This is a genomic window from Microcoleus sp. Pol1C5 (assembly GCF_036701115.1).
GTDB lineage: Bacteria > Cyanobacteriota > Cyanobacteriia > Cyanobacteriales > Microcoleaceae > Microcoleus.
Map to the genome: position 1 here is coordinate 56,416 of NZ_JAUBQE010000047.1, position 13,808 is coordinate 70,223.

The window sequence follows — 13,808 nt, forward strand, 5'->3', positions numbered from 1 at the left end:
GTTATTGCTCTGTCTCTTCAGCCGTTAATTAAAGCAAATAATTTGATGACAGAAAGTAGCTACGGACAGCGACACTGTTGAACAGGAAAACACTCTCGTCTGCAACTTCTTTTTCTGCCTTTACGGTCGCGACAATCAGCAGTATCCCGACATTCGACCTTATCTTCACAAATTTGCTGACGGGGAAAAGTACCTAAGTTTTGTATAGAAACTTCAGCAGTAAGCGCACCCTGTTCTATAACTTGGTCATTTTCTTTAATTTCATAGAGAAACTTATTTTCTCCCTCTAAAACCGAAAAAGTTCTTGTTTTGTGACTGTTACCCAACTTAAATCCAAAATCCTCGGAAAACTCACCTTTGTCGTAACCTCTGTCTGTGTAAGGATATGGGTTAGTTTCCATTCCCTCAGTCACATTTTTAATTATCACCCTCCTGTTAGGGCCGGGGGGAGTCTTGCTGGAAACAAATCGAGCGCTTTGCGAATCAGGAGAGAAGACAGTACCTGCACATGAACCTACATATTCAATGCGCTTAAATTGAATCAAATTAATATTAAAAGTGTTTTCGTTTTTGACCCTAAATTGTGCTTCGCCAGTCTGCTGAGCGCTGACTGTAAAAGCTGCTATTGTCAAAAAAATTGCTCCCATAAAAATAGCTAGAAATTTGATTTGTTGCCTCCCCGTAAGAAATTTGGCGTGTTCCATCTCTCTCTACCTCTAATGTGAATAGATAGCATTTTGTTTAGGAGTTATTTTAACTTGCGATCTGAGGTGTTGTCAAAGTAGATCGAATAGGTTTCTAGTGAGGGCTTGAGTCTTGGATCCTGAGTTGCCAAAAGAAGGACGGAAGTCATGAGTGCGAACTTTATAATGTCAGCAAGGGAGTCCTGACTCCTAAATTAACTACCAAGTTACTCGATCGCGCCATCTCTCTAAAATCTTGTCCCCAACTCCCTGTACCCGTCCCACATCCTCCAAAGAAGTGAAAGGTTGCTGTTGTCGCGCTGCAATAATTCTCTCAGCTAACTTCGGGCCTACCCCTGGTAAAGTTTCTAATTCTTCCTGAGTCGCTGCATTTAAATTAACTAATTTTTTACCCGCAGCAATTTCAGGTTTAGCACTCGGAGATTTTGATGCTGCTTGTAGTGAATCGCACTCTTTTTTCTTAGCATCAATTCTCTGTTTAATTCGGGCGGGAATTCCCAAGATTGCACCTTTGTAAAGCCGATCGAACTCCCGCTCAAAATGGGCCGCAACTGTGGGACTCTCGATCGCCAGCAGCGTCTCGTCATTCCCGTGATTTGCAGCCTCACTCCAGTTGTGAGAACCTGTAAGCACCGTTTTGCCGTCCACAACGCCGAATTTGTGGTGCAGGCGATCGCCCATGGGTAACAGCGGCACTCCCACCGCAGTCAGCGGCTTTCTCCAAGGGCGGTTGTCAGTTTCTAACCCGCAATCTTGCATCAAAGTCGCCCCCATCATATCTAAACCTTCACTGTAAGAGCGATAAATAAAGTTAGAGTCAATTAAAGCTCGCACCGCCACTCCTCGCCCAGCTTCAATTTCCAAAGTATTTGACAACCGCTGAGCCGAAAATACAAACAGGGCCAAATCAACCGACTTTTTCGCACTACCCAAAGTTCGATTTATCAAACCGTTGGCGCTTTTTTCCCAAGGCAAAGTCGCAGCCGTCGGCGAAAATTGCACCCCAACTGTCGAATTCCCTACTCTTACTTTTTGCACTTGACGAAACGGCTTTTTGATGCCAAACTTGCTGTCCGGTTTGCCTTTGGGCCCGTCGCCCTACATAATGTTAAATTCTTGAGTAAATAGTTTCGCTACTTGAGCATTTTCAATTTTCAGCAAATTGTTCGCATTGCCGCGACTTGCTGGTGTCTTGAAATCGCCATGTATATCGCTTGTGGTAAAATTAGCAGAAGTGACGATTACGGTTTTGCCATCAATTACCACAAATTTGTGGTGCATCAAACCGCTGCCTTTACTGCCGTCAGCAGTATCATCAATTACAGGAATACCCGCATCCTTGACAATTACCAAAGCATCATTTTGCTTGATTTCCTCGGCACTCAATTTACCGTCTTTATTGCGATCGGCAAGTTGCACAAATTCGCTATAACGATCGCGCTCTCTTTCCGGTAATTTCGCTAACTCCTGAGCTGTAAAATCGCTCCAAGGGCGACTATAGATATGTTCGACAATTAATCTCACTTTAATTCCCGATCGCTGTCGATCGGCCAAAACCCTCGCAATACTGGGCAAGCGAAACTCCTGAACTGCTAAATCTACCGTCGATCCAGCACTGGCGATCGCAACAGCGATCGAGTTTTCTAAATCATCCCCAGGTCTAGTTTGCTGGCGGTAAGGCTCTGTATAACTCGAAGCGATCGACTGATTGAAGTATACTTGCAACAAGGGGTCTTGAGGCAATGGAGCCAGACTGAGAGGTAAATTCTGCACGTCTTGCTTTGTTTGTCCGCAGCCCGCCAGATTGAGCGCCACCAGCCCAGCACAACAGAAACCGAGTAAATGATAATACAATACAGTCACAAAATTTTAAAAAATATAGAGGTTATTAGCCTTCCCACAGTTCAAATCTATTGGATCAAGTAAAGTTACAACCTATTAAATTTATGCAAGGGAATAGATTTTACGTCTTGTAGAACTGCCTCGATGCCGGAAGCATCACTGGTAGGGTAGCAGCATTCAGGGGCGTGGGTCAAACCCTATACCGCTGCTTTATGGCTAAAAGAAAAAGAATTTTTCCGTGCGGTCACAAAGGATATGGTAAAGCGTGTCATCGCTGCACGCAAGAGTTGGTGGCGCAGCAGCATTACGTTGAAGTCCTGACACAAAAACAAACCAAAAAACAAGAGAGGGAAGCATCATTTGCTAGAGATATCATCGATCTCAGAGGTCTGCCAGACCACGTAGTTACTAAAGCCCGCGCAATTATAGCAGCTTTGGGCGAAAATAAGAATTACAGAGATTTCGGCGGCAAACGCCTGCGTCACAACCGTTTGATAATCAGTATTCCTGTAACTCGCAACTACAGAATGCTTTGTGAAGATTGCGGCACTTTCTTAATTCCCCAAAAAGTTTTGTCGCACGAAGATTACAACGTCTGCAAACCAGGAAGTTAGTTATTGGTTATTGGTTATTGGTAGCCACTCACAGCAGTCAACAGTCAACATTCAACATTCATTAATTAGTTATTATGCAAATTTACCTCGACTATAGTGCCACAACACCCGCACGCCCAGAAGCGATTCAAGCCATGCAAAAATCCCTGACTCAGCAGTGGGGTAATCCTTCCAGCTTGCACGAGTGGGGACAAAGGGCGGCGACAGCTTTAGAATTAGCAAGAATGCAGGTTGCTAGCTTGATTAACGCGCTACCGGAATCGATGATTTTTACGAGTGGCGGCACTGAAGCGGACAATTTGGCAATTATGGGAATTGCCCGTCTTTATACAAAGCCGCAGCATATTATTATCTCCAGCGTAGAGCATTCCGCAGTAGCAGAACCGGCGCGAGAACTCGAACAGTTGGGATGGGAAGTGACGCGCCTACCGGTGGATAAATTTGGGCGAATTCACCCTTTGGATTTGCAAGAGTCGCTGCGCTCAAATACAGTGTTAATTTCAATCATTTACGGACAAAGCGAAGTTGGGACGCTGCAACCAATAGAGGCCTTGGGACAAATTGCGCGCGATCGCAATATCATGTTTCATACCGATGCAGTTCAAGTTGCCGGCAAGCTGCCAATAGACGTGCAGAAACTGCCCGTAGATTTGCTTTCCCTTTCCAGTCACAAACTTTACGGGCCGCAAGGTGCGGGGGCGCTTTACGTGCGTCCGGGAGTAGAATTAGTGCCAATGTTAGGCGGTGGCGGCCAAGAATTGAAAATGCGTTCCGGGACGCAAGCGCTGCCGGCAATCGTCGGTTTTGGGGTGGCGGCGGAGTTAGCATTGCAGGAAATAGATGTGGAAACGCCGAGGTTAATTGCATTGCGCGATCGACTTTTTGACCGATTATCCCACGTACCCAGTTTAGTACCAACTGGCGATCGATATTACCGACTGCCCCACCACGTCAGTTTTTGCATCGTCTCGCCATCCTGTCGCCCTTACCAAAAGAGAGACACAGAGCAAATCACAGGCAAAACTATGGTGAGACAGTTAAATTTAGCCGGAATTGGCATTAGTTCCGGTGCCGCTTGTAGCAGCGGCAAACTAACTCCCAGTCCAATATTATTAGCAATGGGATATGACGAAATCGGCGCCGTTGGTGGAATTCGCTTGACTCTAGGACGAGAAACCACAGAAGCTGATATTGATTGGACAGTAATTGCGATCGAGCAAATTTTGGATAGATTAATGCCCAAGGTAGCATTGTGTAGGAATTAAAAAACTGGGCGGTTGAAGATTGGGCGGTTGGAAAACGCCGTCTTGTCTTCAGTCCGCTTGGCACGGATATCGTTTGTGTAGAAGCGGTTTCAACCGCCGTCTGCATCTCGTACAACAAGCCCCAAAACCCACAACCATGCTACAATAAACCCGATATTATTCACAACTCCCCATAATGGAAGAAAGCCGCGCCCAAGCCTACCTAGAACTAATTCACACCCTGCTGAATTGCCCCAACGGCGAAGAACCGCAGATATTACAAGATAACTCAGAATTGTTGGATGTCCACTTTCTGGAAACTTGCGAGTTGGTAGCAGAAAAAATGGCCCAGCAAGGAGGACAAAACGGCGCTAATTTCCTGCGGAATCTGATCGCTCAGCTAGCACAATTAATCGAGATAAACGATGGCGATAACTCCGAAGGTGAAAATCCCCAAGAGTATGCAAACTTTATTCTAGAATTATTGCAAGCAGAAGATGATAGCAATAGCAATACAGCAGTAATTCACTCCATGCTAGCTGAACGAAAACATCTCCTCAATGCTCGTTTTTCGGATATTTTAGAGCAAGTAGTCGAGAGGTTAGTTGGTGGAGAAAATGCAAAAACTATTGATTCAATTGTCAGCCTCGTTGAAGACTTGAGCATTAATATTAGTAATTTTTCCGGTGGGAATAAAGCGGATAATATTGAAATTGCCCTTGCTGCTTATCAAGTTGTTTTAAATAATCGGCAACCCGGAAGCGAAAAGTTTGCTCAAACTCAAAACAACTTAGCTGCTGCCTACATTACCAGAATAAAGGGCTCGCGGGCCGAAAATGTGGAAATGGCGATCGCCCTTTATGGCGCTGCTTTAACAGTCTATACCCTTGAGGCTTTCCCGGAAGATTGGGCAATGGCTCAAAATAACCTAGCTGCTGCTTACGCCAACAGAATCAACGGTTCGCGGGCGGAAAATATCGATCGCGCGATCGCATTTTTTGACGCTGCTTTAACTGTTCGTACCCGCGAACTGTTTCCTGAAGATTGGGCAATGATTCAATATAACCTAGGTAATGCCTATTATGACAGAATCAACGGTTCGCGGGATGAAAATCTCGAAAAGGCGCGATCGTTTTATGAAGCAGCATTAACAGTATATACCCGCGAGCATTTCCCTGAATATTGGGCAATGATTAAAAAGAAGCTGGCTAATGCCTAAAGTGATGCAGCTTTAACAATCTCAGAAACGGGGTTTTTTCCGATATCTTCGCCTCCAATTAAATATCTTCGCAAAAACCGGGTTTCTCGCCACCGCGCACCATCTCAGAAACCGGGTTTTTTCCGATATCTTCGCCTCTCACCAATAATTCTCGCAAATACCCGGTTTCTCGCCATTTGGAGAATTGGAAAACGGTCGATCGCTCCCTAGCCTCTTTTGCCATAATTAGGCTAAAATAAATTCACTCGAATTATTAGTTTGTCATACCATTAATTGTGTAGGGGCGGGTTCGCCAACCATCTCTAATGAGTACCAACAATTGAAATAAACCCGCCCCCTCCCAAGGACAAATTCCCGTGAAGCGAAGCTATCCCGTAGGGAATCGCATTTTCGGGAAAACCGGAAAACGGGCGATCGCATTTGTAGGAAAATTGGAAACAAGCGATCGAATTTCTTCGGTGGGTGGGGGCGGGTTTATGGGGATTATTTGTGGGTATTAAATATGGTTGGCGAACTCGCCCCTACAGCAATTATGCAAACGCTATTAACTATTAACTATAACCTATGAATGAAAACCGCGCTCGAGTTTACTCCGAAGGTGAAGATTCCCAAGAATATGCAGAATTTATCCTAGAATTATTTCAAGCAGAACAAGATAGCGATAGCGATATTAAAGTAATTTACCCGATACTAAAACAACGGCAACATCTCCTCAATGCCCGTTTTGCCGAGACTTTAAAGCAAGTAGCCCAGAATTTAATTGCGGAACATCCAGAAACAATTAAGTTAATTGTCGCGATCATTGGAAATTTGAGTATTGATATTAGTGATTTTCCGCTTGGCAGTAGAGCGAATAATATTGAAATTGCCATTACTGGTTATCAAATAGTTTTAAAAAATCTGCAACCGGGAAGCGAAATGTTTGCTCAAACTCAAAATAACCTAGCTACTGCCTACAGTGACAGAATAAACGGTTCGCGGGCAGAAAATCTGGAACGGGCGATCGAGTTTTATCAGGCTGCTTTAACCGTTCGTACCCTTGAGGATTTCCCTGAAAAATGGGCAATGACTCAAAATAACCTAGCTACTGCCTACAGTAACAGGATAAACGGTTCGCGGGCAGAAAATCTGGAACGGGCGATCGAGTTTTTTCAGGCTGCTTTAAAAGTCTATACCCTTGAGGCTTTCCCTGAAAAATGGGCAGGGACTCAAAATAACCTAGCTATTGCCTACCTTTACAGAATAAACGGTTCGCGGGCAGAAAATCTGGAACGGGCGATCGCATATTAGACTCCTTACACAATTGTCTAGCATCCCATAATCCCTTTAATCTGTTCTACAAGCTGTGACACCAATCCCAAGGAAATACCAGCAGCCCCTAACTGTGCTGCTATTGTAGCCGCTATGGATTCAAGTGTTGCACCAGTCATAATCATCTCTACGATTGTGCTTGCCATAAATACCATTGTATTGGATTAGGATTGTTGCATAGTGTCGCGAATAAACCTAGTCCTGTCAAGTTATTAACTTGTAACAAAGGTAAAAAAATAGTCATTTTGAATGTCCACCAAACATTATCTATTCAATATGATAGTATCTAGCCTCCAAGTTTAGCAACCCTACTTAACTAGCACCAGGGCAATCGTCGCCCACCCCGCCGAGTCTACCGAAAATTCCCCCAAAAAACTCTATCGCACTTTATAACGCGGCTTTAACAGTCTATACCCTTGAGGATTTCTCGCTGAAGAACTTACTAACCTTAAATAACCTGGGCGGGGCTTATCTGGCAAAACTAGACCACATCTACCGAGAAAAACCAGAAGACACAAACCAAAGAGCCCAAACTAAGCGGTTGAAACCGCCTCTACACAAACTGTCATCCACTCCAAGCGGACAAGCGAGATAATTCAGAAGTGTTGAAATCCTCGATCGAGCTTTAATATAGCATCAGGGTAAATGCCGCTGCTATCAGTCAACCAGATATCGGTGCTATCCGTAGCGATTCCCACAATATCCGCACCATTACCAATTTTTTCCACTAATAACTCAGCATTTGCGATCGGCAAAAACAGCACTAACTCGAAGTCTTCTCCCCCGTACAATGCCCAATCTAAAGCTTTTTCGGTTGATACAATTTCGCTGAAAATATCGGGAATTGGTATTTTCGGGCGATCGACTTTTGCGCCAACACCGCTAGCCCGACAAATTTGAATAATCGCATCAGCTAAACCGTCGCTGCTGTCCATTCCGGCGATGGAAAACTCACCCGCAGAATCTAAAATCTCCCAAACAACCGGCAAAACATCCAGCCTCGGTTTAGGGCGCTGGTGAGCGAGAATTAAAGAAGCCCGATCGACCTTTTCCAGATTTTGCCCGAATTCTGGATTTAACAGCAATTCTAATCCCGCGCGGGAGGCTCCGTGAACCCCTGTAGCGACAATCGCCCAGCCCGATCGCGCGTTTGACCGACTAATGGTACGATCGCACTCAACTTGTCCGAAAGCAGTAATCGCCACAGTCACCACCGGCGATCGCACAACATCGCCACCGACGATCGGCGTATGATATTCTTGCAAGCAAGCCGTCATCCCCCGATAAAACTCTTCAACCCACTCCACAGCCGTATCCGCCGCCACAGCGAGGGCTACAGTCACCGCCAGAGGCTTTGCTCCCATAGCCGCCAGATCTGACAAATTTGCCGCTGCGGCGCGCCATCCTGCGTAATAAGGCCCCGTAGTGCGATCGCTAAAATGCACTCCATCCACCAGCATATCTGTAGTGATAGCGAGAGATTGGTTGGGATTTGTAGCCATGACAGCGCAATCATCACCCACTATCTCTGGGGGGCAGAATTTTTGCAATATTCTTAAAAGACCTTGTTCACCGATATCTTTAACTTTCATAATTTGGAATTAGTCGATCGCACTTTCTCAATTCACCATTCCTTACCCGAACTCGGCGGCAAGCGCAACCTAGGAAACCTATAAAAAGTATCCCCTTCATCATCTACCTCTAACACCGCCGAAAAAATCTTCACTTGCCGAGTTAAATACTGCTGAGCAACTTCTGCCTCAACCCTAGCATTAGCTGCCAGTTGAATCAACGAAATTTGACTGTTTTGAGTTTCCAACAACTCATAAAAAGCCTCATCCAACCGCTGTTTTTGCTTGCTCTCATTCACACTTTTGACAATCAGCAATCCTGTGAATCCGCCCAAACCTATTACCAATAAAAATTGTAAAATAGCCATATTCTAGACTTAATTCCTAATTTCAATAACGAAACTATAAAAATTATCTCTTTTTCGCGCCCGCTGAGGCGGGATTTATCTGTGCAGAAGCGATTTCAATCTCTTTCACCACCATCTAGAAACGATTTAAATCGCAGTCACTCTTGATTTTTTAGCCCGCACAGGCGGGCTTTGTTGGTGTAAAAGCGATTTCAATCGCCGTCACTTTTGACAAGCAGCGATTTCAATCGCCGTCATTAATTAAACTTGAGGTCGCACCAAATTTTCGATTCCTTTAACTACCTTAGCAGATACAATCTTGTCTCCCTGCTTCAGTTGCTCCAAAACTTCTTTTCCTTCAATCATGTAACCAAAAACAGCATAGCGGCCGTCCAACAAATTCAGACCTGCGGGCGTGAGTTCAGGCTCAAACAAGAAAAAGAAAAACTGAGAAGAAGCGCTATCAGGGTCAGTTTCTGTACGGGCCATAGCCACAGTACCAAAAGCAGAAAAAGGCAAAACAGGCTCGTCGCGATAACGTCCCGCATCTTCTAGAGTAATCCCGTAAATAGGTTCTTTTTCGTCCCTAACGAGCACTTCTAGCGGCACATTCCGGTATTTGCCAGTAGTTGGGTCAATAAAACCGACTTCCTTGCCTTCGGGGTCTCCCGTTTGCAAAACGTAGGATTCTTCCGATCGAATAAACGGCAAACCGTCATAAAAACCTCGATCGACCAAATCCACAAAATTACCAGCCGTAACCGGGGCGCTGTAGCCGTCAACCACAACAGTAATTTCCCCTTTTTCAGTTTGTACAGCCACAGTAGCGCGCCCTTTTAGTTGAGGCAGATTAGCATACTTGGCAGGCACTTCAAACGGAAACTTTGTTACCATCAATTCTTCGATTTCGCCTACCGAACCTAAGATTGTGGCTTTCAAGTCAATCACTTTGTCCCTGTCTTTAGCCTCAACAGCCTTTTCCAGTTGAGCAACTTTCTCCTTGACTCCTGCAACTAGCGCCTCAGCTTCCGGCTTTTTGGCGTCGGGAATACTCTCTAAAAGGTCAGATTCCCGAAGGTTGAGAATCCTGGAAGCCTTGCTGACATCACTGCTAATGGGCCCCCAACGTTTAGACCGTATGTGGTTGCCAATGTCTTCGAGACTGATTTGCAACTCTCGCACAGTCTGATTGTCAATAGGTAAAGCGTAGCGCAGCAGCGCCCGGCCGTCCGTAATCGCATTCCCAGCAGGCATACTGCTGCTGGGGCGTTTGGCATGGGAAACTGAACTGAAACTCAGGGAGAGAGTGAACAGCAAGAGCGCTAAAGCGATGGTTTTGCCCCAGCGCTTGCACGTATCGATCGAGAAATTAGGCCAATGCAACATAACTTTAACTTTTATTGCCTCTCTTATCTTCCCACAGCGCTGTCGGCCTTCTATCCCTCAAATGCCGTACACTGCTCGCGGTAGAACTTCCTTCCCTTGAGAGCTTTTTAGCTTTCAGTACAGCACTTGCTCCCTTTGAACGGTAAAATAAAATGCCAATTGCTTTTTGATGCCGTCAGCTAGACTGCGGCTTTAACCTGACCCGCTCACAAACGGATACAATCCCCAGACTCCTGTCGTGGAGAGATCAAAATTTTAGACCAAGGTTCAATCTCCCCAATTCATCTGTGGAGTAAATCTAAAATCTAAAATCTAAAATCTAAAATCGACTGACTGTAGTTCCCCCGTGCCCCCAAGGCGACGGGATTGCCCGCAAAAATTTATATGATATCCAGTAACGACTTTCGACCAGGTGTTTCAATTGAATGGAATAACGGCGTGTGGCGGGTTATCGAATTCCTCCACGTCAAGCCAGGAAAAGGCTCGGCTTTCGTGCGGACAAAATTAAAAAACGTCCAAACCGGAAACGTAGTAGAACAAACCTTCCGGGCGGGCGAGACTATGCCTCAAGCCAACCTGGAAAAGAGCGTGATGCAGCATACCTATAAAGAGGGCGACGATTTCGTCTTTATGGATATGGAAACTTACGAGGAAAGTCGCCTCAATGCTAAGCAAATAGGCGATCGTGTCAAGTACCTCAATGAAGGGATGGAAGTCAGCATCCTGCGCTGGAACGACCAAATCATGGAAGTGGAACTGCCCAACTCTGTCGTCTTGGAAGTGATACAAACCGATCCCGGAGTCAAAGGAGATACTGCCACCGGTGGCAGTAAACCCGCCGTCCTCTCCACCGGGGCTCAGATTATGGTGCCTCTATTTATTTCCATTGGAGAACGGATTCGGATAGATACTCGTGAAGACAAGTACCTCGGTCGAGAGTAGAAACGAGGGAGGGAAAGGGAGTTTTTAGTTTTTAGTTCTGAGTTATGAGTTAAAGAAGTCCAAATTCAATACTCATCGCTCACAGCTTAAAAACTATCCCTTTTGCCTCCAAAGTCGTTGATGCTCCTAGCTTCGCCTGGTTCTTAATTTTCAATTTTCAATTTTCAATTTTCAATTCTCAATTACCCTTGAATCTGCTGTGCAACTAGACTTAAACCAGCTTTGTGACTTGCTAACTGTATTAGACAAAACTGGCATTTCGGAACTGACTTTAAAAAGTGGGGATATTGAACTGACAGTACGCAAAGGCAGTCTGGCAAGTTCACCAGGCGCCTCTGCTGCTCTCCCTGCTGCCGTGGCGACTGTCGCTCCGAGCGCGTTGGCCGCTGTTGCTAGCCCCACATTAGCGTCACCTCCTGCTGTTGACCAAAACTTAGCAGCGGAGCTGGCTGCCCCTGTACCCGTCGCCCCTGTCGCCGTACCTGCTGCCGTACCTGCTTCTGTCGATACGAAATGGGTGCCAATTATCTCGCCGATGGTAGGAACCTTTTATCGCGCTGCAGCTCCTGACGAGCCACCTTTTGTCAATGTGGGCGATCGCATCAAGGTCAATCAGACAGTCTGTATTATCGAAGCGATGAAGCTGATGAACGAGATCGATGCTGATGAAGTCTCCGGTCAAGTGATGGAAATTTTAGTTCAAAATGGCGAACCTGTCGAATACGGTCAAGTGTTGATGCGAATTAATCCGGATTGAAGCATTACTTTATTGTTATGGACAGAATAAATGCTAATATTTCCCGATCACTTCTCTCCGGTGAGTTTGATGAAGTCATCCCAGCCTGTCCCGCAAGAGGTTGTGCAACAAGTTGCTGAGTATTTCAGTATTTTGAGCGAACCCATGCGTTTACGAATTTTGAACTTGCTTCGCGACGGCGAAAAATGCGTGCAAGAATTGGTGGAAGCTACTCAAACGAGTCAAGCCAATGTTTCTAAGCACCTAAAACTCATGCTCCAAGCTGGTATCCTCACTCGCCGGAGTGAAGGAACTTCAGCTTATTATAAGGTGCAGGACGAGTTAATTTTTGAGCTGTGTAATATGGTGTGCGATCGGCTTGCCAGCAGGATCGAACAGCAAGCCCTACACTTTCGGGCATTTAGCCTAACTACGAAGCACTGAAAATTAGTTGCCCGTTCTCTGCCCTCAGTCATGAGTCATCAGTTATCAATTCCTACGATCGGCCTTCAGACCGATGACTAATGGCTTGTAACTAATGACTCATAATTACTAAAGGGGAAAATTTTTGTCAAAACTTTGGCGGGTACTCGGCTGAGCCACCTCCAAACCTTCGCCGCCTAAAAGTTCTAAAGGCTTCCCTTCCACCGAAATCCAAACCTTGGTATTCGGTTGTAAACTCGTAGCGGTATAGATAACTTGCCCTAACCGGCCAGTCATCGAATTGCTCCCTCCCCCCGAAGTAAATTCGGCTGACAAATCGACATAAACTCCGTCATTCTTAACACTTAAACCCCTGAGTTTTGTCCCCTTAGGAATTTCGCTAGAAACAGTTCCATCCTTCGGCCCCGCCAACAAACTATTAAAAGCAGCTTGTAAAGCTGCATCAGGCTTGTCAGCTTGTTTGACAGCTACTTTCGTAGGAACTCCCTCAAATTTACCGCTGGCATCTTTAACCCAGTAGACTTGCACTGTCTGGACATCCGTCTGCGGCAAAGGCTTTGGCTGCGGCGACTTTGGGACTAGAGCCTGCGGCGTCTGAGCTTGGGGCGTCTGAACCTGTGGCGTCTGAACCTGTGGCGTCTGAACCTGTGGCACTTGTACAGGATTTGGAGGGGGTACGGGGATAACTACAGCAGGAGATTCCACAGGGCTTGGGGACAGCGGCGGAGCGGTAGTTTGAGCAGAAGACTGCGTACCTGCGGGGGTTGGCGAAAGGTTCGCGGTCCACCAGGCAATGCCCCCTCCTGCCAGTAAAGCCAACCCGCAAACACCAGCAATGACGGGTGTGGAGACGCGGCGTACTTCTTGTCCATCTTTCATAATACAAATTCTCCTTACAGATAGAGCGCTTGGGACGGTGAGGAGCGACTCCCGATCAGCTACATTTGTCTATGGTTAGATTCTGGAATTGACACAATTGCATTGCTGCTAGCGAACACTTTATAGCAAGCCCAACATATCCTGAATCCGACTATTGGAATCCTAGACCATAATATAAGATTTCGCCCGTGGAGTATGTCACAGTATCTCGATCGGCCTAGTGGCTCTGTTCTATAGTAATCATAAAAAATTAAAGAATAAAGGAAGAAAAAATAAGTAAAAAGGAAGAAGGAAAGCAACGAATGGATGTAACGGAGGTAAGGGGGTAACGGATTTAAGGGATAGAAGCAGGTCTCTAAAAATATTTTTATCCAAACAAAAAGCGCCCCTATTTCTAGGAGCGCTTTTTGTTAATCAAAAACTAAAACTTAGCCATTGATAGAAGGAGCAACCATTGCTACGGGAGTTGTTTCACCAGCAGCCAAATCAAGCGGGAAGTTGTGAGCATTGCGCTCGTGCATTACTTCCATACCCAAGTTAGCGCGGTTGATCACATCAGCCCAAGTATT

Annotated in this window: 15 protein-coding genes and 2 pseudogenes; 8 read left to right on the forward strand and 9 right to left on the reverse strand. The window is 45.7% G+C overall.

The features are described 5' to 3' along the window. Window positions 1-59 precede the first annotated feature (59 nt). The gene (locus QUA23_RS23265) at window positions 60-704 is read right to left on the reverse strand and encodes a hypothetical protein (RefSeq protein WP_333072822.1); all 645 of its coding nucleotides are present in this window, start codon (window positions 702-704) and stop codon (window positions 60-62) included. Between the two features lie 198 nt (window positions 705-902). Continuing rightward, a pseudogene (locus tag QUA23_RS23270) lies at window positions 903-2,567 on the reverse strand (DUF655 domain-containing protein). Window positions 2,568-2,758: 191 nt separating this feature from the next. On the opposite strand from QUA23_RS23270, the gene QUA23_RS23275 reads away from it, so the two are divergent. From QUA23_RS23275 to QUA23_RS23285, 3 genes are all read left to right on the forward strand, one after another. Next, complete coding sequence (locus tag QUA23_RS23275) at window positions 2,759-3,160, forward strand: DUF7682 family zinc-binding protein (RefSeq protein WP_333072821.1); 402 nt, start codon at window positions 2,759-2,761, stop codon at window positions 3,158-3,160. Between the two features lie 74 nt (window positions 3,161-3,234). After that, window positions 3,235-4,425, forward strand: coding sequence for a cysteine desulfurase family protein (locus QUA23_RS23280; protein WP_333072820.1), 1,191 nt, complete (start codon window positions 3,235-3,237; stop codon window positions 4,423-4,425). Window positions 4,426-4,600: 175 nt separating this feature from the next. Further along, window positions 4,601-5,623, forward strand: coding sequence for a tetratricopeptide repeat protein (locus tag QUA23_RS23285; protein ID WP_333072819.1), 1,023 nt, complete (start codon window positions 4,601-4,603; stop codon window positions 5,621-5,623). A gap of 58 nt (window positions 5,624-5,681) precedes the next feature. Here QUA23_RS23285 and QUA23_RS23290 read toward each other — a convergent pair whose 3' ends face one another. Next, window positions 5,682-5,846: a hypothetical protein gene (locus QUA23_RS23290; protein WP_333072818.1), complete on the reverse strand. Its 165-nt coding sequence runs from the start codon at window positions 5,844-5,846 to the stop codon at window positions 5,682-5,684. A gap of 133 nt (window positions 5,847-5,979) precedes the next feature. Here QUA23_RS23290 and QUA23_RS23295 point away from each other — a divergent pair, with 133 nt between their 5' ends. After that, window positions 5,980-6,123: a hypothetical protein gene (locus QUA23_RS23295; RefSeq protein ID WP_333072817.1), complete on the forward strand. Its 144-nt coding sequence runs from the start codon at window positions 5,980-5,982 to the stop codon at window positions 6,121-6,123. A 64-nt stretch (window positions 6,124-6,187) separates the two neighbouring features. Beyond that, window positions 6,188-6,913: a tetratricopeptide repeat-containing protein gene (locus QUA23_RS23300; protein WP_333072816.1), complete on the forward strand. Its 726-nt coding sequence runs from the start codon at window positions 6,188-6,190 to the stop codon at window positions 6,911-6,913. Window positions 6,914-6,930: 17 nt separating this feature from the next. Here the strand turns inward: QUA23_RS23300 and QUA23_RS23305 are convergent, their stop codons facing one another. From QUA23_RS23305 to QUA23_RS23320, 4 genes are all read right to left on the reverse strand, one after another. Then, window positions 6,931-7,080: a hypothetical protein gene (locus QUA23_RS23305; RefSeq protein WP_333072815.1), complete on the reverse strand. Its 150-nt coding sequence runs from the start codon at window positions 7,078-7,080 to the stop codon at window positions 6,931-6,933. A gap of 450 nt (window positions 7,081-7,530) precedes the next feature. Next, window positions 7,531-8,526, reverse strand: coding sequence for a thiamine-phosphate kinase (gene thiL, locus QUA23_RS23310; protein ID WP_333072814.1), 996 nt, complete (start codon window positions 8,524-8,526; stop codon window positions 7,531-7,533). 32 nt (window positions 8,527-8,558) lie between these two features. Next, window positions 8,559-8,873, reverse strand: a complete 315-nt coding sequence (locus tag QUA23_RS23315; protein ID WP_333067685.1) for a hypothetical protein — start codon at window positions 8,871-8,873, stop codon at window positions 8,559-8,561. 240 nt (window positions 8,874-9,113) lie between these two features. Then, on the reverse strand, window positions 9,114-10,238 hold the full coding sequence (locus tag QUA23_RS23320) for a peptidylprolyl isomerase (protein ID WP_333072813.1): 1,125 nt from the start codon (window positions 10,236-10,238) through the stop codon (window positions 9,114-9,116). 384 nt (window positions 10,239-10,622) lie between these two features. On the opposite strand from QUA23_RS23320, the gene efp reads away from it, so the two are divergent. From efp to QUA23_RS23335, 3 genes are all read left to right on the forward strand, one after another. Then, window positions 10,623-11,180 (forward strand): elongation factor P, encoded by a 558-nt coding sequence (efp, locus tag QUA23_RS23325; RefSeq protein WP_333041804.1) that lies wholly within the window; start codon window positions 10,623-10,625, stop codon window positions 11,178-11,180. A gap of 199 nt (window positions 11,181-11,379) precedes the next feature. Further along, window positions 11,380-11,937: an acetyl-CoA carboxylase biotin carboxyl carrier protein gene (gene accB / locus QUA23_RS23330; RefSeq protein WP_333072812.1), complete on the forward strand. Its 558-nt coding sequence runs from the start codon at window positions 11,380-11,382 to the stop codon at window positions 11,935-11,937. A gap of 30 nt (window positions 11,938-11,967) precedes the next feature. Beyond that, complete coding sequence (locus QUA23_RS23335; protein ID WP_006631662.1) at window positions 11,968-12,360, forward strand: ArsR/SmtB family transcription factor; 393 nt, start codon at window positions 11,968-11,970, stop codon at window positions 12,358-12,360. A 108-nt stretch (window positions 12,361-12,468) separates the two neighbouring features. Here QUA23_RS23335 and QUA23_RS23340 read toward each other — a convergent pair whose 3' ends face one another. After that, window positions 12,469-13,239, reverse strand: a complete 771-nt coding sequence (locus QUA23_RS23340; RefSeq protein ID WP_333072811.1) for a GerMN domain-containing protein — start codon at window positions 13,237-13,239, stop codon at window positions 12,469-12,471. 428 nt (window positions 13,240-13,667) lie between these two features. Beyond that, window positions 13,668-13,808: pseudogene (locus QUA23_RS23345) on the reverse strand (photosystem II q(b) protein); the annotation flags it as partial.